Origin of the sequence: Desulfogranum japonicum DSM 18378 (assembly GCF_000429945.1) — a bacterium.
Classification (GTDB): Bacteria; Desulfobacterota; Desulfobulbia; order Desulfobulbales; family Desulfobulbaceae; genus Desulfogranum; species Desulfogranum japonicum.
The window spans coordinates 69,630-87,238 of record NZ_AUCV01000028.1 but is presented as its reverse complement, the minus strand read 5'-3'; the positions used below and the strand labels follow the sequence as shown (position 1 = coordinate 87,238).

General features: G+C 46.5%; 17 protein-coding genes. 9 read left to right on the top strand and 8 right to left on the bottom strand.

Annotation, left to right across the window (positions count from 1 at the left end):
* From G493_RS0113515 to glpX, 3 genes are all read right to left on the bottom strand, one after another.
* A partial coding sequence (locus tag G493_RS0113515; RefSeq protein ID WP_161629827.1) for a transposase family protein occupies positions 1–371 on the bottom strand: 371 nt, incomplete at its 3' end.
* Positions 372–658: 287 nt separating this feature from the next.
* Complete coding sequence (locus G493_RS0113510; protein ID WP_028580833.1) at positions 659–1,123, bottom strand: hypothetical protein; 465 nt, start codon at positions 1,121–1,123, stop codon at positions 659–661.
* 230 nt (positions 1,124–1,353) lie between these two features.
* On the bottom strand, positions 1,354–2,331 hold the full coding sequence (gene glpX, locus G493_RS0113505) for a class II fructose-bisphosphatase (protein ID WP_205623680.1): 978 nt from the start codon (positions 2,329–2,331) through the stop codon (positions 1,354–1,356).
* 675 nt (positions 2,332–3,006) lie between these two features.
* On the opposite strand from glpX, the gene G493_RS29210 reads away from it, so the two are divergent.
* Positions 3,007–3,480 carry an SRPBCC family protein gene (locus G493_RS29210; RefSeq protein ID WP_035274452.1) on the top strand — a complete coding sequence of 158 codons (474 nt, stop codon included), beginning with the start codon at positions 3,007–3,009 and terminating at the stop codon, positions 3,478–3,480.
* Between the two features lie 65 nt (positions 3,481–3,545).
* Here G493_RS29210 and G493_RS0113495 read toward each other — a convergent pair whose 3' ends face one another.
* Together G493_RS0113495 and G493_RS29205 are read right to left on the bottom strand one after the other, a co-directional pair.
* Positions 3,546–4,562: a mechanosensitive ion channel family protein gene (locus G493_RS0113495; RefSeq protein ID WP_084813575.1), complete on the bottom strand. Its 1,017-nt coding sequence runs from the start codon at positions 4,560–4,562 to the stop codon at positions 3,546–3,548.
* 148 nt (positions 4,563–4,710) lie between these two features.
* On the bottom strand, positions 4,711–6,840 hold the full coding sequence (locus G493_RS29205; RefSeq protein ID WP_035274450.1) for a Tex family protein: 2,130 nt from the start codon (positions 6,838–6,840) through the stop codon (positions 4,711–4,713).
* Between the two features lie 287 nt (positions 6,841–7,127).
* Here G493_RS29205 and G493_RS0113480 point away from each other — a divergent pair, with 287 nt between their 5' ends.
* From G493_RS0113480 to G493_RS0113445, 8 genes are all read left to right on the top strand, one after another.
* Positions 7,128–8,258: an FIST N-terminal domain-containing protein gene (locus G493_RS0113480; protein WP_028580830.1), complete on the top strand. Its 1,131-nt coding sequence runs from the start codon at positions 7,128–7,130 to the stop codon at positions 8,256–8,258.
* A gap of 3 nt (positions 8,259–8,261) precedes the next feature.
* Complete coding sequence (locus G493_RS29200) at positions 8,262–9,056, top strand: GGDEF domain-containing protein (RefSeq protein ID WP_084813574.1); 795 nt, start codon at positions 8,262–8,264, stop codon at positions 9,054–9,056.
* Between the two features lie 452 nt (positions 9,057–9,508).
* Positions 9,509–11,161: a CTP synthase gene (locus tag G493_RS0113470; protein ID WP_028580829.1), complete on the top strand. Its 1,653-nt coding sequence runs from the start codon at positions 9,509–9,511 to the stop codon at positions 11,159–11,161.
* Between the two features lie 40 nt (positions 11,162–11,201).
* Positions 11,202–12,047: a 3-deoxy-8-phosphooctulonate synthase gene (gene kdsA / locus G493_RS0113465; protein ID WP_051309290.1), complete on the top strand. Its 846-nt coding sequence runs from the start codon at positions 11,202–11,204 to the stop codon at positions 12,045–12,047.
* Positions 12,037–12,675 carry a KdsC family phosphatase gene (locus G493_RS29195; RefSeq protein WP_028580827.1) on the top strand — a complete coding sequence of 213 codons (639 nt, stop codon included), beginning with the start codon at positions 12,037–12,039 and terminating at the stop codon, positions 12,673–12,675. Before kdsA ends, G493_RS29195 begins: the two co-directional genes overlap by 11 nt.
* Before the next feature lie 125 nt (positions 12,676–12,800).
* On the top strand, positions 12,801–13,238 hold the full coding sequence (gene lptC, locus G493_RS0113455) for an LPS export ABC transporter periplasmic protein LptC (protein ID WP_028580826.1): 438 nt from the start codon (positions 12,801–12,803) through the stop codon (positions 13,236–13,238).
* A gap of 279 nt (positions 13,239–13,517) precedes the next feature.
* Entirely contained in the window at positions 13,518–14,741 is a 1,224-nt protein-coding gene (locus tag G493_RS0113450) for an LL-diaminopimelate aminotransferase (protein ID WP_028580825.1), read from the top strand.
* Positions 14,742–14,913: 172 nt separating this feature from the next.
* The gene (locus G493_RS0113445; RefSeq protein WP_028580824.1) at positions 14,914–15,354 is read left to right on the top strand and encodes a VOC family protein; all 441 of its coding nucleotides are present in this window, start codon (positions 14,914–14,916) and stop codon (positions 15,352–15,354) included.
* A gap of 375 nt (positions 15,355–15,729) precedes the next feature.
* On the opposite strand, the gene G493_RS0113440 is transcribed toward G493_RS0113445, so the two are convergent.
* From G493_RS0113440 to G493_RS0113430, 3 genes are all read right to left on the bottom strand, one after another.
* Positions 15,730–15,984 (bottom strand): hypothetical protein, encoded by a 255-nt coding sequence (locus G493_RS0113440; protein ID WP_028580823.1) that lies wholly within the window; start codon positions 15,982–15,984, stop codon positions 15,730–15,732.
* Between the two features lie 52 nt (positions 15,985–16,036).
* Positions 16,037–16,393 carry a TusE/DsrC/DsvC family sulfur relay protein gene (locus tag G493_RS0113435; RefSeq protein ID WP_028580822.1) on the bottom strand — a complete coding sequence of 119 codons (357 nt, stop codon included), beginning with the start codon at positions 16,391–16,393 and terminating at the stop codon, positions 16,037–16,039.
* 405 nt (positions 16,394–16,798) lie between these two features.
* Complete coding sequence (locus G493_RS0113430; RefSeq protein ID WP_028580821.1) at positions 16,799–17,605, bottom strand: amidohydrolase family protein; 807 nt, start codon at positions 17,603–17,605, stop codon at positions 16,799–16,801.
* Positions 17,606–17,609: the final 4 nt, after the last annotated feature.

Sequence of the window (17,609 nt, the reverse complement as noted above, 5' to 3'; positions counted from 1 at the left end):
ATCGTTTTCACAGGCATGGCCTTGGCAAGCGTCATGATCATCGCTTCAAACAGCAAGGTGAATTCACTCCCTGGACGCGCCCAGGGAACGTGCGCCCTGTGCAATCCGCACTGAGGGCATTTAACACGCGGAACCTTTGCTGTTAAATATGCTTCATGCTGAAAAAAATTCAGATGACGCCAGGTAAACTTCTTGGTGTCATAAGCTTTCAGGTCGTGTTGTTCACCGCATTTAGGGCAGGTAAACGTGCTTCCTCGTTGAAAGCTGATATAAATATCCACCCGTTTCTTATCCAGGTCGAGCTCAGAGGAGGACACCTGCCAAGGCGGGGTTAAACCAAGGGCCATTTGGAAAAGTTCTATATCTCTCATAATGAAAACTGGGTACCATGAACGGCGGTGGCTAAGCAAGTATTACCCACAGGAAACGGCGAGGAACCTATAAATCTTTCAAATATTACATATTGTTCAAAACTATAATTCCTATTTATTAGTACAAACAGAAGAACAATGCGCTGAATTTCAGCTATATATCTTTGTGAGCAACTTAGCTATATAGGATAGATATTAAATTCAAGTAGAATTCGAAATGGTTAAGATTAAAAGTAGTAAGATTAATTCATAATATGATTCGCAACTAGGACAATGTCTTTTTAGCGTTAGGTTCTATGAAAATTTAGGTCTGGTATATATTGACAGCCAATGCTTTGTATAGTTTCCCGCCACTCCTTCACATAAGGACCATTATAATATATTATTGTTGATCCTTTACATATTATTTTTGTATAGAATGAATTTACCTCGTCAACTTTATGTATTTCATTAAAATTTACTTTTAAAACTATTTTGTCGTAAATTTTTGCAGTTAATATTTTTTCGTCAAAATCAAAAGATAACCTATACGATAAATTATGCTTAATTTTCTTAATCATGGCAACGATTAACAGAATAAAAGTGATCCCTAAATAATTTCCCTCACAAAAGAAATCATGATGGTATATTTTTTGTGTCTCTATGGCTATGAGCATGAGTAGTAATATTTTGTCTGCATACCTGTTCATAAAATAATTTAATCTTGCCTGTCCAAATTTTATCAATTCATTACTGTTTTCATTTTTTTTCATATATATATGTCATAATTGTTCAGTTACCTGATTGTCGATAACATCTAAACCCGGCTTTGATGGTTGCCACATCATATCCTGCCTGAAAAAAACGAGAGTAGGCTTTCAACTTAATTTGGTATCTCGTAAAAGATAGCTGATTATTTGTCACTCGGAAAATTTTTGGGGGGCTACCTAAAACATTGCTCGTTTAACATTATTCCTGTTCATCGAAATAAGCCTGTGTTCCACTATGCCGGTCCGGGGCCAAAGACATGCTCGGGATTAAGTTGATGGATGCCTTTGACATAGCGGATTGATCCGGAGATAGCACGTATCACTATGCTGTGGGTAGTTACTCCACCGGCTCGGTCAAGGTGAACCTGCTCAAGAAAAGTACCGCCGGTAATCCCTGTGGCCGCAAAAAAGGCATCTTTTGACTGGATAAGGGTGTCCAGACCAAGGACCAGGTCAAAAGCCTCAGGTCGCTGTTTCAGCAGCGCTTGTTTTTCACTTTCCAGCATGGGGTCGATCATGGTTTGCATACCGCCCCCAAGGGCTTTGACAGCAGCCGCAGTAATCACACCTTCCGGTGTACCGCCTGTCCCCATGAGTACATCTACTCCTGTCCCTGGGACAGCAGCCATCAGGCCACCCATGACGTCACCATCGGTATGAAGCGTGATACGGGCACCGGCACTGCGGATTTCGCTGATAAGTTCCTTGTGGCGAGGTTTATCCAGGATGAAGACAGTAAGATCACTTATCGGTCTGTTCAGGGCTTTCGCAATATGATGGAGATTTTCTGTGGCTGATTGTCGAATGTCTATGGCCTGGCGGGCATTTTTTTCTACCACGATTTTTTTCATGTACAGAGAAGGACCCGGATCCCACATGGAACCTCTGGGAGCTGCAGCTATAACTGAAATAGAGTTGGGGCGTCCATTGGCCAGCAAGGTGGTGCCTTCCACGGGATCAACGGCTATGTCCAGTTCAGGTCCCTGGCCACTACCCACAATCTCACCGTTATACAGCATCGGAGCTTCGTCTTTTTCACCTTCTCCAATGACCACGATTCCCTGCATTTCAACGGAGCGCAGGACACTGCGCATGGCATCCACAGCCGCACCATCTCCCCCGTTTTTATCTCCTGTGCCCATATACGCTGCAGCAGAAAGGGCTGCAGCTTCGGTTACTCTGACCAGTTCCATGCCCAGATTTCTGTACATTGTTGTGTCCATGATTGATGGCTCGCTGTTACTGTTTTCGGGATGTAACTGCTTACAGTGCACCTGATCTTTCCGTGATCAGCCTGGTTTACGTATGATCCAATACGCTGCGCCAGCCTGATGGCCAACATCTCTGTCGTCCTGTAAACAGTTACAACTACAGATGAGTTTCAAGTTAATCCATTTCCCCTATGAGTAGTTGCTTCGGGATATATTGTCACCTTTCAGGCGTGCAGGGGATAGTTCTCCTGTAAGGAGATACTCAAAACTCTGGCAGAGTTCAATTGGAAACTTTGCGCCGAGTCATACGTCTGGCTGGACGGGCGGCAAGCAAGGGGAGAAACAGTGTTGCATTCTGTCTTGAAGAGGTTGATTGAGGAGAAAACCATACATACGATAAGGATAACTGGGGTAACGTTGTTATTGAAACAGATATTTTCTCAATAAAAGCATGTATCCCGGTTCAATATACACTGACATCTTGGGCAATGGGCAATCTAGGAGTCTGTCGGCGAAAGCTCTTTTTCCCCATATTTGTGTTATTTTCAGAAAATCAATGCTCGCAACATCAACTATATGGCTATGCTTGATTCTCTGAAAATACCTCAATCTGAGAAAAATAGCAATTCTCCGACAAACTCCCAGACCTGAAACCTGATGAAGGGAGAAACCTATATGTACATTCTGGAACGTCAGCAGCGAGTCGCTGCAAATGTTGAACGAGCCTGGGCATTCCTGCAGCACCCTGCAAACCTGGACAGGATTACGCCACCAGATCTGCGATTTCGCATTGTTACAGATGTCCCGGATATCATGTACAACGGCTTGATCGTTGAATATCGCATCACCATTCCCTTTATCGGTACCCATACGTGGGTTACAGAGATTAAACATATACGGGAAGGCATTTCGTTTGTTGATGAGCAGCGGTTGGGGCCGTATCGGTTCTGGTATCATTATCATGAAATACAGGAAGAGCAGGATGGCGTCCTGCTCATTGACCGTGTGTACTATCAGCCTCCTGTGTGGTTCTTAGGGAAGCTTCTGCACAGGCTCTATATTCGTAAAACCCTGGATCGTATCTTTGATTACAGACAGGAACGTATTGAAACCTTCCTTAGCGGGCCTGAGGAAAATCTGCAGTTATAAACTGTCTGCCCCTGAGAGGCAGAAGACTCATGGAAAAAGGTTCACTGCTCCATGCATACTGATGCTCAGGTGATCTGGTGCATATGCACATCCTGTTGTGGATAGGGAAAGGAAATACCCCTTTCATCAAAGGTCAATTTGATGTTTTCAATGAGGGCAAGACGTACATCCCAGTAGTCGGTGGTAGCAACCCATGGCCGCAGGATCAGGTTGACGCTGGAGTCAGCAAGTTCGGAAACTCCTATCAGAGGGGCTGGAGTAGATAGAATTCTCCTGTCAGCACTGACAATTTCCTGCAGGATTTTTTTTGCTTCCCTTAAATCATCATCATACCCGATACCAATGACCAGGTCTATGCGGCGCGTGGGTTCAGCGGTGATGTTGGTTATCACATCAGAGGTAATATTGCTGTTTGGCACGATGACTCGTTGGTTATCCGGGGTCAGAATGATGGTACTGAAAATGTCTATCTGGTCCACTTTTCCTGTAACCCCTCCGACGGTGACTGCATCCCCAACTTTAAAGGGACGAAACAGGATGAGCATGACACCGGAGGCAAAGTTGGAAAGAGAATCTTTCAGGGCCAGGCCTACAGCCAGGCCAGCGGCACCGAAGATGGCTACAAATGAAGTGGTGGTGATTCCTACCTGATCCGCTGCAGCTATGACGACTGCTGCCAGCAGAGCGTAATAGATCAATTTACTGAGGAAACGTGCCAGGGTTTCGTCGATGTTTCCCCTTGTCATGGCTTTGCGGCCGATTTTAGCAAACCACATGGCGATCCAGCGCCCGATGATGAGAATAACGAGGGCGATAATGATGCTCGGTCCGTGCTCCAGTAACCAGTTTTTTCCCAGTTCAAGGAGTTCCAGATACTTGTCGGGGTTTAACGCTTCTTCAGGATTGGAAAGATCTATGAGTTTTTTATCCGGTTCAGTTGTGGACACGGTTTGCGTTGCAGATTTATTCTCCGTGGCAGTTTGACTTTCATCTCCAAAGGCAGGTAAGGCAAATGTGGCCACAATGCAATAAAGAAGCACTAAAACGATCAGGTGTCGTAACCAGCGTTGTTGAGTATGCATTCTTCCCCTCCCGGCGTGTGTTAACTGAAGTAATTACGGAAAATCAGTTGCCAGGTTGACATGGAGATATTTATTATTTCCGCGATCCTAACGCCAACTTGGCAAGCATTTTTTTATTGTGCTTCAGGCTGTTATTCTTTTTGCAAGGTCACTGTTTGATGTCTTTCATGGACAGGCTTATGCGTTTTCTGGCAGTATCCACTTCCAGAACCCGAACCCGGACTTTTTGCCGAACTTTGACAAATTCGTTGGGATCTTTGACAAAGGTATCGGCAAGCTGACTGATGTGGACAAGGCCATCCTGGTGGACACCAATATCAACAAAAGCCCCGAATTTGGTCACATTGGTCACTATACCCGGCAGTACCATGTCTGGTTGCAAATCGGTAATAGCGTTGACTCCTTCGGCAAATTGAAATGCGGTGAAGGTGGTGCGCGGATCGCGACCAGGCTTTTCCAGTTCAGTCATAATATCCTCCAGGGTAGGCATGCCCACATCACCTTGAACATAACTCTGGAGTTGGATTTGCTTTCTTTTCTGCGGCAACTGGATCAGCTCTTTCACCGTACAGCCGCAGTCTTTGGCCATTTGCCGGACAATCTGGTATCGTTCCGGATGCACAGCGCAATTATCAAGCGGATTTTCTGCCCCATGGATACGGAGAAATCCGGCACACTGCTCAAAGGCCTTTTTGCCAAGCCTGGGAACCTTGAGCAGGTCTTTTCTTGATGCAAAAGGGCCGTTTTCCCAGCGGTATTGTACGATTTTTTCAGCCAGAGCAGGGCCCAGGCCAGAGACATAGGTTAGCAGGGATACGCTGGCATGGTTCAGTTCAACTCCCACGTGGTTCACGCAGTGCATGACGGTCTCGTCCAGGGCTTTTTTCAACATGGACTGGTCCACATCGTGCTGGTACTGGCCCACGCCAATGGCCTTGGGGTCAAGCTTGACCAGTTCAGCCAGGGGATCCTGCAGTCTGCGACCTATTGATATGGCTCCCCGCACAGTGAGGTCCAGGTCTGGAAATTCCTCCCTGGCAATGGCCGAGGCACTGTAGATAGATGCGCCGCTTTCATCAACCATGGTGATAAGTATTGAGGCTGGCAGATCCAGGCCACGGACAAAGGATTCAGTCTCCCGGCCCGCGGTCCCATTACCTATGCATATGGCTTCTATATCGTGAGTCGTACAGAGTGTTTGGATGGTTTTTGCTGCTTCTTTCTGTTGTTTTTCACTCTGGGTTGGGAAAATGGTGGTGTTGTAAATAAGTGTCCCGTAGCGATCAAGACAGACCAATTTGGCTCCGGTTCGAAAGCCCGGATCAAGGGCCATAACCCGTTTGGCGCCAAGGGGTGATGCAAGGAGCAACTCCTTGAGATTGTCTGTAAAGACTGCGATGGCCTCTTGATCAGCCTTAAGCTTTAAATCTGCCCGCAACTCGTTTTCCAGGGATGGTGCCAGCAGTCTTTTATAACTGTCTTCCATGGCCAGGCGGATCTGTTTGGCGCTCATGCCCTGAAAATGTCGGAAAATCGAGTTTAATACCTGCAGGCACTGCTCTTCAGAGGGTTTTACGCTGACCCGGAGAATTTTTTCCTGCTCGCCCCTGAGCATGGCCAGGTATCTGTGACCGGCCAGTTTGCTGATTGGCTCGGACCAGTCAAAATAATCCCGGAATTTGGCTCCCTGTTCCTTGTTTTTTTCTATAACCCTGGCGCTGATAATGGCTTTGGATGAAAAAACGGCTCGAAGCCGATCACGAATTGTGCGATCTTCACTGATCCATTCCGCCATGATGTCACGGCTGCCAGCTAAAGCCTCTTCTTCTGTTGCTATATCCTTTTCGGGGTTGACAAATGGTGCCACATCTAGCCGCACGGCATTCCCCTGATAGAGTTCTCTGGCCAGAGGTTCCAGGCCTTTTTCCCGGGCAATGGTTGCCCGGGTTCGTCTTTTAGGGCGATAGGGAAGATAAATATCTTCCAGGAGCGTCATCTCCTGTGCAGCTTCAACTTCCTGTTTAAGTTGCGGGGTCAGGTGGCCGTGCTGCTCCAGTGATTCCAGGATACTTGTCCTGCGCTTTTCCAGTTCGGCACGCTGTTCCAGTCTGTCCCGAATAGTGGTGATGACCACTTCGTCCAGACCACCTGTGGCTTCCTTGCGGTATCGCGAGATAAACGGGATGGTTGCGCCTTCATTGAGGAGGCTTTGAACAGAGTTGATCTGCTGTGGCTTGAGGTTCAGTTCGCGGGCGAGAGTCGTAGCTGTATCTGGCATAATGGAATGGAGTGTGAAAAGGGATGGTTACAAATAAAGTAGTATAGCAGGTTCCGGGAATGACCAAAAGAAGGATTCACCTGTTAACTGTATTTTTTACATATTACCTGGGTGGTGAATGTAACATGCTGAAAAAATATTATTTTTTAACTTTGTACAAGAGATTGACTTTGTTTTTTTCTCTACATAAAATTGAAGAAGGTGGTTGTATCTACTTTTAAAAGGCGCAAGCCCGAGAGATGTTTATGTGCGGGAATGTGAGTCAAATGTGGAATACGTGAAAATCAATGAGTGATCCATATCATGTTCTTACCAGTGCCTGTGCTTGTGATGCCCCTGCCGAAGAACTCAGGGACATGTTCAAGCAGCATCGGCAACACGAACCCCAGCTCGCCCTTGCGTTTTGCTCCCCAAAATGTGATCTGGAACAGGTTGCTGAACAACTCCGAGGCTCATTTACCTGCCCGGTTATCGGGTGTACTACAGCTGGAGAGATAATACCACAACAGGGTTATATCGAACATTCTCTGGCTCTGTTGTCTCTCAGGTCACCTGATATAGAGGTTCGACAATATACAGTGCATGACCTCCACGCTTTTTCCTTGGATGATGGGAAAAATCTTCGAGGGCAGATTTTGAAAGGCTTTGGGCTGGAAATCCTGGATCCCTGCACCATGTTTGCCCTGTTGATTATTGACGGGTTGAGTGGTGCAGAAGAACGCCTGAGCTCTTTGTTGGCCTGGACTTTATCCCCCATGAAAATAGTAGGGGGATCAACTGGTGATGATCTCTGGTATCAGAATACAGCTGTGTACAGTCAGGGGCGCTTCAGCAAAGGGATCGCAACCCTTACAGTGTTCAGAACCAGAAGGTCGTTTCGTCTTTTTCGCGTTCACCATTTTCAACCAACTGAAACCAAACTGGTTATCACGGAAGCTGATCCGCTCACTAGACAAATATGTGAAATTAATGGGTATCCTGCTGTTGAGGAGTACGCTCGCCTCATCGGTTGTTCTGTGAAGGATCTCGAAAGCAGGGATCAATATGTTTTGCACCCTTTATTGATTCGCATAGGCGGGGAGTATTTCGTTCGTTCGATTTTCGAGATCAAGGGGAATAATACCTTACAACTTGCCTGTGCCCTGGACCCGGGTACGGTTTTAACCCTGGGTAAAAGTGGCGACATAGTTGGAATAACAGAACAGGTGTTCAGGGATGCCAGAGAAAGCCTGGGAAGCTGCCATCTGATTATAGGTTTTGACTGTGTTCAGCGCAGGCTGGAAATACAGGAAAAAAATCTAATGCAACCCATGAATCAGTTGATGCAGGAGTATCATTTTTTTGGATTCAGTTCCTATGGTGAGCAGTATCAAGGGCTGCATATCAATCATACTTCAACGGGGGTTATGCTGGGGTGAGGCATGAATATGATTGGGGAAGTGGAAGAGTTGAAGAGGGAGCTCAAAGCTGCCAGAAAAGTCATTAGCGTATTGACTCGACGGGTTGAAGAAGACATAAACCTGTCTGGAAAGCAATACTCGGTGTTTGATGATTTTGCGCAGCTGCAACGGCAATTGGAGGAGCATGTTCGTTCCCAACAGGAGCTGCATAGTCTGGCCGTTACCCTTGAAGATCTGGTCGCGCGTCGCACCAGGGAACTGGAAGAGGCAAATCAGAAGCTCAACCAGACAAACCATGAACTTCAGGAACTTGTACGCAAGGATGGTATGACCGGGTTATTTAATCATGCTACCTCCCTGGAGATTATCGATGAAAAAGTGCGGGAGTCTGGCCGTTACGGGCATCCTCTGTCTCTTATTCTATTGGATATTGATTTTTTTAAGGCCATCAATGATAGCTACGGCCACCTCTTTGGTGATCATGTCCTGAAGACCGTGGCCAGGCTGTTGCAGGATTCCATCCGCGAGGTGGATATAGCTGGGAGATACGGTGGGGAAGAGTTTGTAATTCTGCTTCCCAATACTCCCCAACACGGTGCCGTGGTCAGAGCAGAAAATATACGAAAAAAAATAGAACGGTTGCGGTGGGAGCATAAAAGTTGCAGAGTCACCATCAGTGCAGGGGTATGCCAGTATGCCGGGGGGGATGCCGAATCCCTTATAGCCAAGGCGGATAAGTTACTTTACATGGCTAAGGATTCAGGAAGAAATCAGGTCGCAAGTGTAGCAGGATCAGCAATATCGTCAAACTTGTGAGCATTTTTTTGTTGCATTTTTATCCTGGTTGGTGGTGTTGTCATGATTGAATGTATCGTGTATAGTTGATGTCCATCCTACTATTGTGTCCGTCCTGAAATGGTCTTTTTGCTCAATTTTTAAGTTATGTTCAAAGTGTTATCTTCGTAGATAGTGTGTCCATAAATGAGGATTATTGTTCAAATTTAAGGCGTGCGATAAATTTTATCTCAGATATATAGTTGATATTTTGAGAATAAAGTTTTGAGCATAACGCAAAAATTGGGCAAAAGAATATTTATGGACAGGCACGAGATAAGCATAAACCCAATATGAGGGATATGCTTACGTAATATTTTTTGCATACCTTAAATGTGAACAGAAGTCGTATTTTATGACAGGTACTGAATTGAGATAACGACAGCCTCCGGCTGCCCCCATATATTCCCCGCAAAGCATGATTAGGTGACAATATGAAAACTCCTTTGAGTAAGAAGACCAAATTTATTTTTATCACAGGTGGGGTTCTTTCCTCACTGGGAAAAGGTCTTGCCGCTGCCTCCATTGGCTCTCTCCTTGAATCCCGTGGAATGACGGTCACCTTTCAAAAGTTGGACCCATACATCAACGTTGACCCTGGTACCATGAATCCTTTTCAGCATGGTGAAGTATATGTAACCAATGACGGTGCTGAAACTGATTTGGATATGGGCCACTATGAACGATATACCGATGCGCTCATGGGCCAGGTAAATAACTACACCTCTGGTCGTATTTATTATTCAGTCATAATGAAGGAGCGACGTGGTGAGTACCTGGGTGGTACTGTACAGGTTATTCCTCACATTACCGATGAAATAAAGGCTGCAGTGTTGCAACTTGATGGAATGGCGGATGTGGCCATTATCGAGATCGGTGGAACGGTCGGTGATATTGAAGGCTTGCCCTTCATTGAAGCCATCAGGCAATTACGTGCTGATCTGACAAAGGATTATTCCCTGTTTATCCATCTGACGCTTGTCCCCTATATCAAAACAGCCGGTGAGGTGAAAACCAAGCCCACCCAACACTCGGTGAAAGAGCTGTTGGCATCAGGCATTCAGCCGGACATTCTCATGTGCCGGACAGAAGCGCCTTTGCAGGACGACATGAAAAAGAAGATTGCCCTGTTCTGTAATGTGGAACCGGAATCTGTTATTTCTGCAATCGACGTGGAAAATATTTATGAGGTTCCTCTGAGTCTGAGAAAAGAAGGGGTTGATGACCGAATCCTTGAGAAGCTGGGCATCTGGACCGGGGCTCCGAATATGAAACCCTGGGAGGACCTGGTCTACAAGATTAAACATCCCAAGCATGAGGTAACCATCGGCATAACAGGTAAATATGTAGACTTGACCGAGTCGTACAAGAGCCTGCATGAGGCCCTGGTTCATGGTGGAATAGATAACAACACCAAAGTCAACCTGGAATATATCAGTGCCGATGACCTGGAAGACGGGTGTGACTTGAACAGCCTGGTCGGGTGTGACGGAATACTGGTACCCGGAGGATTCGGCAGCCGGGGAATGGAAGGAAAGATCCGTGCCATCCGATACGCCAGGGAAAATAACGTACCGTTTCTGGGGATCTGCCTGGGCATGCAACTGGCTGTTGTAGAATTTGCTCGTAATATTGCAGGTATTCCTAAAGCCCATTCTGTGGAATTTGATTTGACTACTCCTGATCCTCTCATCTACCTGATGACCGAATGGTTTGATTTCCGTACAGGAAAGATGGAGACCCGCGATGAGAATTCCGACATGGGAGGCACCTTGCGCCTGGGAGCTTATCCCTGTGTGCTGGTGGAGGAAACCAATGCCATGCTGGCATATGGAGTACCGGAAATCAGTGAGCGACATCGCCACCGTTATGAATTCAATAATGCCTACCGTGAGCGTCTGGAGAAAGCCGGTATGCTTGTTAGCGGAACCAGCCCTGACGGCTCATTGGTGGAGATTGTGGAACTGAAAGATCATCCATGGTTTCTGGGATGTCAATTCCATCCGGAATTTCAATCCAAGCCTATGCGCCCCCATCCGTTGTTCAGCGCTTTTATTAAAGCTGCGCTGGAACAGAAAAAGGCATGACAATCCGGGGTAGAAACGCTGTTGCAGGAGAAAACAAGTTATGATGAACTTTTCTTTGCCGGACGGCCCCGGTGAGTCCATCCACGTGGGAACAGGTGCGCCTCTGCTGCTGATGGCAGGGCCCTGTGTGCTTGAGTCCAAAGAGATGGCGTTGGAAATTGCCAGGGAAATGCAGGCGATCACCCAACGTTTGGGGATCAGCTATGTATTTAAGGCCTCTTTTGATAAGGCAAATAGAACTTCCCTGGATTCATTCAGAGGGCCCGGCGTGAAAAACGGCCTGCGCATTCTGTCGAAATTGCGCGAAGAGTGTAATCTGCCGGTGGTTTCCGATATTCACGAACCCCAGCATGCGGCACTGGCAGCCGATGTTCTTGATATCATACAGATTCCAGCCTTTTTATGTCGGCAGACGGATTTACTGGTGGCAGCGGCAGAAACCGGCAAGGTTGTGAGCGTAAAAAAAGGGCAGTTCGTCAGCCCCTGGGATATGAAGAACGTGGTCAATAAGCTGCGGGGCAGCGGTTGTGAAACAATACTGCTCACCGAACGTGGCGCCAGCTTTGGCTATAATAACCTGGTGGTGGATATGCGTTCCCTGCCTGTCATGCGTTCTCTTGGTTGCCCGGTGGTGTTTGACGCCACCCACTCCGTACAGCTTCCCGGTGGTGCCGGCGGTTCTTCTGGAGGGCAGCGTGAGTTTATAGCACCTCTGACCCGGGCTGCCATGGCCGTAGGTATCGATGGCTTGTTTATGGAAGTGCACCCTGATCCTGATAAAGCCTTGTGCGATGGTCCCAATTCCCTGCCTCTGGATCAGGTTGAAGAGATGCTCAGGAACCTGCTGAAGATCCGTAATGCAGTGGGAGGTGAATGTGGCCAGTGATCTGTGCGGACAAGGAGGGGAGTATCCCTCTGACTGTCAACTGACTGAAGCCCTGCGGGAACGCGCCATGAAGCGAAACAAAGCCGTGGAGCGTACTGCTGCCTGGAAAGCGGTTTTACCCCTAGCCAAAAATGTGAAGTTACTGCTTTTGGATGTGGATGGAGTTCTTACAGACGGACAGCTGCAATATTCAAACAGTGGTGATGAGTGTAAACGGTTCAGTACCCAGGATGGTCTGGGGATTCGCCTGCTCCAGGAAAGCGGCGTGGAAGTTGGGATCATTACAGCCAGAACCTCGCAGATCGTGGAGCGAAGGGCCGTTGAGTTGAAAATGGCACATATTTATCAGGGTAAGTTTGACAAGCTCACCGCCTATGAGGACATTTTAAAAAAGACAGGTTTACGGCCACCGCAGACAGCATATATGGGAGATGACTGGGTTGACCTGCCTTTATTGAACAGAGTTGGTTTTGCAGTTACTCCGGCAAACGGAGTGGTTGAAATTCGTAATAAGGTTCACTATATTAGTGAAAAATCGGGTGGAAACGGAGCTGTTCGCGAGATATGCGATCTCATCATGGAAGCCCAGGGAACCTATTCCACTATGTTTGCCAGGTTTGACAAGTGATACTAACGCCACGTAACCTTCTTTGGTTAATCCCTTTAAGTCTTTTTGTTACCAGCCCCTTATGGGAACCTTTTGTTTCAGATTTCCTGGCTCCACGGGGGAATTTTAACAAAGAGGATGCTGTCATGCCGGCCCGCAACGAACAGCATTTTATCATGGATACGGTAACTATTACCTTGACAAGCAATGGCAAGAAAGAGTGGACCATTAATGCAGACCGTGCTTTTACCGGCAACTCGGACCGTGATATCAAAATGGAAAAGGTCAAGGCCAGGTATATAGGCAAAAACAGGCCACCTACCCATATAGACAGTGAGAAGGGCCATTATTTTATTAATGACCGTCATCTTCTTCTTATAGAGAATGTTGTGGTAAGCAGACCGCTTAGCCGGGAAGTCATGTATACCCAGCTGCTACATTATTACGATGCCAACAAAATGGCTATCAGTCCCGGACATGTAGAACTTGAAGGACCGAGTTTTAACCTGGAGGCCGGGCGGATGGATTATGACCTTTCCACAGACGGCTACGATTTCAGTGAAGGTGTAAAAGTTAATCTGTGAGAGGAATGAATCGTATTTCTCATGATTTTTTGAAAAATGAGTTACTTGTTTACATTTGTGCTATATACTTTGCACTCCATATAAAGAGGCATGTTTTTATGCATATTTTTAAAAGTTACTCTTTCGGATGAGCAAACTGTACATTGCTATATTAACAGGTATTCACAGGAGTGCTCAGGTTGCAGTAAATTATTACAGCCGTATATCTTCTGTTTTTTCAAAACATTACAGTTCGCTCATAAAAATTCCGGATAAGAACATTATTAACAGGGCTATTTCATGATTCAAATCAACGACCACTATCTGAAACTGCAGGCATCATACCTTTTTTCTGACATTGCCAAAAAAGTGGCAGCTTTTCAGGAAAACAATCCAGACAAGGATGTGATCAAGCTTGGTATAGGTGATGTTACCAACCCTCTGCCTGCGGCCTGCATCAAGGCGTTTCATGCAGCAGTGGATGAAATGGCTACCACCTCAGGATTCCACGGATATGGACCGGAACAGGGATATGAGTTCCTCCGCAAGGCAATAGCTGACCATGATTTCCAGGCAAGGGGAGCTGAGGTCGCTGCAGATGAGATCTTTGTATCCGATGGTGCCAAATGCGATACAGGCAATATTCAGGAAATCTTTTCCACTGCATGCCGGATAGCGATCCCTGATCCTGTGTACCCTGTTTACCTGGACACCAACGTAATGGCCGGTCGTACCGGAGAATACAGTGACGGCCGCTACCAGGGAATCGTGTACCTTGATTCTACCAGGGAAAACAATTTTGTTCCTGAATTGCCAAACGAATCAGTGGATTTGATTTATCTCTGTTTTCCCAACAACCCCACAGGCTCCACAGCCACGAAGGAGCAGCTCAAAGTGTGGGTGGATTATGCCAGGGCACATAAGGCCTTGATCCTGTTTGACGCTGCCTATGAAGCATTCATCCGGGATGAGACCCTGCCACATTCCATTTATGAGATTGAAGGCGCCAGAGAGGTGGCCATTGAGTTCAGAAGTTATTCCAAAAGTGCAGGCTTTACAGGCACCCGCTGTGCGTATACCGTAGTGCCGAAGGAATGTGTCGCGTACGACGCAGCAGGCAATGCCCACAGTCTGCATGCTTTGTGGAATAGAAGGCATTGTACCAAATTCAATGGTGTCAGCTACCCTGTGCAGAAGGCCGCAGAAGCTGTGTATTCAGAAGAGGGCAAAGCCCAGTGCAAGGCCCTTATCGACGGTTATCTGGAGAATGCCAAGATCATCGGTGCAGCCATGACAGAACTTGGTTTCACCTACGTGGGCGGCGATAACTCTCCGTATATCTGGGTGTGGGGAGATCGTGATTCCTGGGATTTCTTTGACCTGCTCCTCAACAAAGCCGGAGTGGTTTGCACTCCAGGTGCCGGATTCGGCAAGTGCGGTCAGGGCTATATCCGCATCTCTGCTTTTAATTCCAGAGAAAATGTTGAAAAAGCCATGGAGCGTATTCGCACGGCTTTGAGCTGATAGACGTTGGCAGGAAGATTCCTCATCCTGGTGTCGGACGTCTGACATATGGGGTGATCTCATTTTGAAAAGCACTTGCAGCGAGAAGCTGTAAGTGCTTTTTTTATTGGAATTTTGCTGGTTTTACACCACAGTATAGATACATATATTTGAATATTGCAAAGGAGGGGGAATGGAAGCACGAATGGACCATATAGTATTAAATATGGAAAATGATGAGGCAATGATCACCTTTTACACGGAAGTAATGGAATTTTCTCCTGAACGGTTGGCAGCTTATTATGCCGGTGAGGTGCCATTCCCATCTGTTCGATTGAACAAAGATACGATAATTGACCTTTTTCCTCGTAGAATGTGGAGTAAGGACAAAAATATAACGGGTTGCCAAGGGCATCTTAATCATTTCTGTGTTGCTCTGGAGAAAGATGATTGGGAGAAATTGCAGGAACGATTAGTACGACATGGTATTACTGTTGAAGAAGGGCCGGTGCTTCGATGGGGAGCGCATGGAACTGGAACTTCAGTTTATTTCAGGGATCCAGAAAACAATCTTATTGAAGCCAGGTATTATGAAGTTGCAGGTTCTTCTGATCAGTGTCTTTTGGGTTCCTGATCCGAGCTAGCCCGGATTTCTCACGAGTATATTTTGCAGTAGATGCGAGGCACAGGACATGCATCTGTAGTGAACTACTGCAAATGTTCGGTAACAAAGCAGGTACTGTAAAATCTGCTCGCCCCATGGGGGAGTTTTTTGAATCTCCCTGAGAAACAGTCTGTTTTTCAGGGGTGTTCAGTAAACGCTTTTATTTGAGTTAGTTAAGCATGTATTCAAAAAAATCATGAGAGATGCGGGCTAGTACATCCCCAGCAATGCGCTGGGGAGTATTTATGAGATGCATTTCAGGCATGAAGTAATTTCGTAACCCCCTTAGATTAGACCTCTACTGTTGGACCGTGCTGTGCGCCGTTGAGGTATGCACTTAATACATTAAAACTGCTCGCCGTGGATGTTATGTTTCATTTGTGCCATTTCAAGACCAAGGGAGACACATTGTTTGCCTGACAGGCAGGCATCAGCATCTGGTAATTCCAGGTAGTGACTTAAGCTGTGTGTTCCATCGTTAAGGTGCACAAGCCAAGTCTCGGTTTTGGAATCATAGTCTACAGTAATATCTTCATTGCATGAACCAAGGTCAGGGAAAATATTTGAGATTCGCTCGCAGAGTTGTTGCGCCGTGTACATGCTTCCACCTCCTGTTGAGATTTATGACATGTTTTCATTTGCGAAATGCAGATTAACAACATGTTTCCATTTTGAAGGTTTTTCCATCCATGCTCACAAAATGAATGTTGTCCTGCTTCGGTAACCCAGCAATTTTCCAGGCTAATTCTGGGTTTACAAAGTTGTCTGTCACACATTCTTTGGGTTGATGTGTAGTTTTACACACCTGGTTCAGAATCGGAAACACTTTGTTCTTCAGATAATATGTACGCATAGCTTCTATGATATCAATTTGTTCTTTATTGAGATCACTGATGCCAAAATATTTTGCCATGGCTACTGCTACATCTTTATCCCAGTTTTCCGAATTCATCAGGAATCCTTCATCGCTCAGGCTTATTTCTTTGCCATGTATATGTAATGTTTTCATTGATACTTCCTCCATGTATGCGACGGTGAACAGACCTCTGAAAAACATTTCAGGCAAAGGATGGGCCGGCAGCAAAGCGAACCGGTAACAAGGTGCAATACGTCGGCGAACCTTTACCAGTATTCTGTTCAGGTTCATTTTTGGTAAGGACGGGAAAAAGATCCCCCCTCAATTATTCTTACTTGAAGGGCGATATCTTTGTTTCCCTTATTGAATACACTAAGACGGAATGGCTGAATTGCAAGGGGTGTGGCGGTATCTTCTTGTTATTGTGAGGTAATTGTCAGAGAGATAGGCGTTTTTAGCAAGCGACTTCTCTCTGTAAACTCGTCATTGAGATCCGGGATTATCCATACTCGGATAAAGGGAATGGTTGCAGGCAGGATGAATGTAGCGTTGCTATTCTTATGGCAGCATGCAGAGTTCAAGAAGCCTGGCACTGTTTTCATAGGTAATTGCCTGGAACAGATCGTCCGGCAGGCCAAGTTTGCCAAGCATTTTCAGGGTAGTTGCCTGGTCTGCCCAAGGTGAGTCTGAACCAAACAGGAGATATTCTTTGGGGTGGTTGAGCAAGATATCCCGCAGGCGTATCTGATCGAGAAAATCCAGGGCAAAGGAGAGTTCCATATAAATGGGTTTTCCTGTAAGCAGGTCACGTACATCTTTCCACTCATCCCATCCGCCAAGGTGGGTTGTGATGAGTCTCAGGTTGGGCCACTGTTCCACAACATCAAGAATTTTCATGGGGTCTGAGCGCCTGATCCGAGGATAGGCAATATCGTAGCCACAATGTATGACCAGTAAGAGTCCCAATTCCGACACCAGTTGATAGAAATCAGCCAGGAAGGGGTCGTCCATGAAAAAATCCTGATAGTAGGGATGCAGTTTGATTCCCTTGAATCCTTTGGTATGGATTTCCTGGACATGCTCAAGAACGTGAGGGTCCTTGGGGTGTACGGAAGGAAAAGGGATGATACGTGGTGTACGAATTGATTCACACCATTCCAGGATCGGCTTGTACTGTTGGGGCCTGGTGGCTATCAGACAGACTGCGGATGCCTGAATTTCTGCTTTATCCATGGATTTCAGCAGATCGGAAATTGTGCCATCCAGGTACGCTTTGACATTACCGCTCCTTTCCAATGCCGGAATTGCGGTGGAGGCTACTTCGTCTGGAAAGGCATGGGTGTGTATATCAATATATCGGGCCATAGAG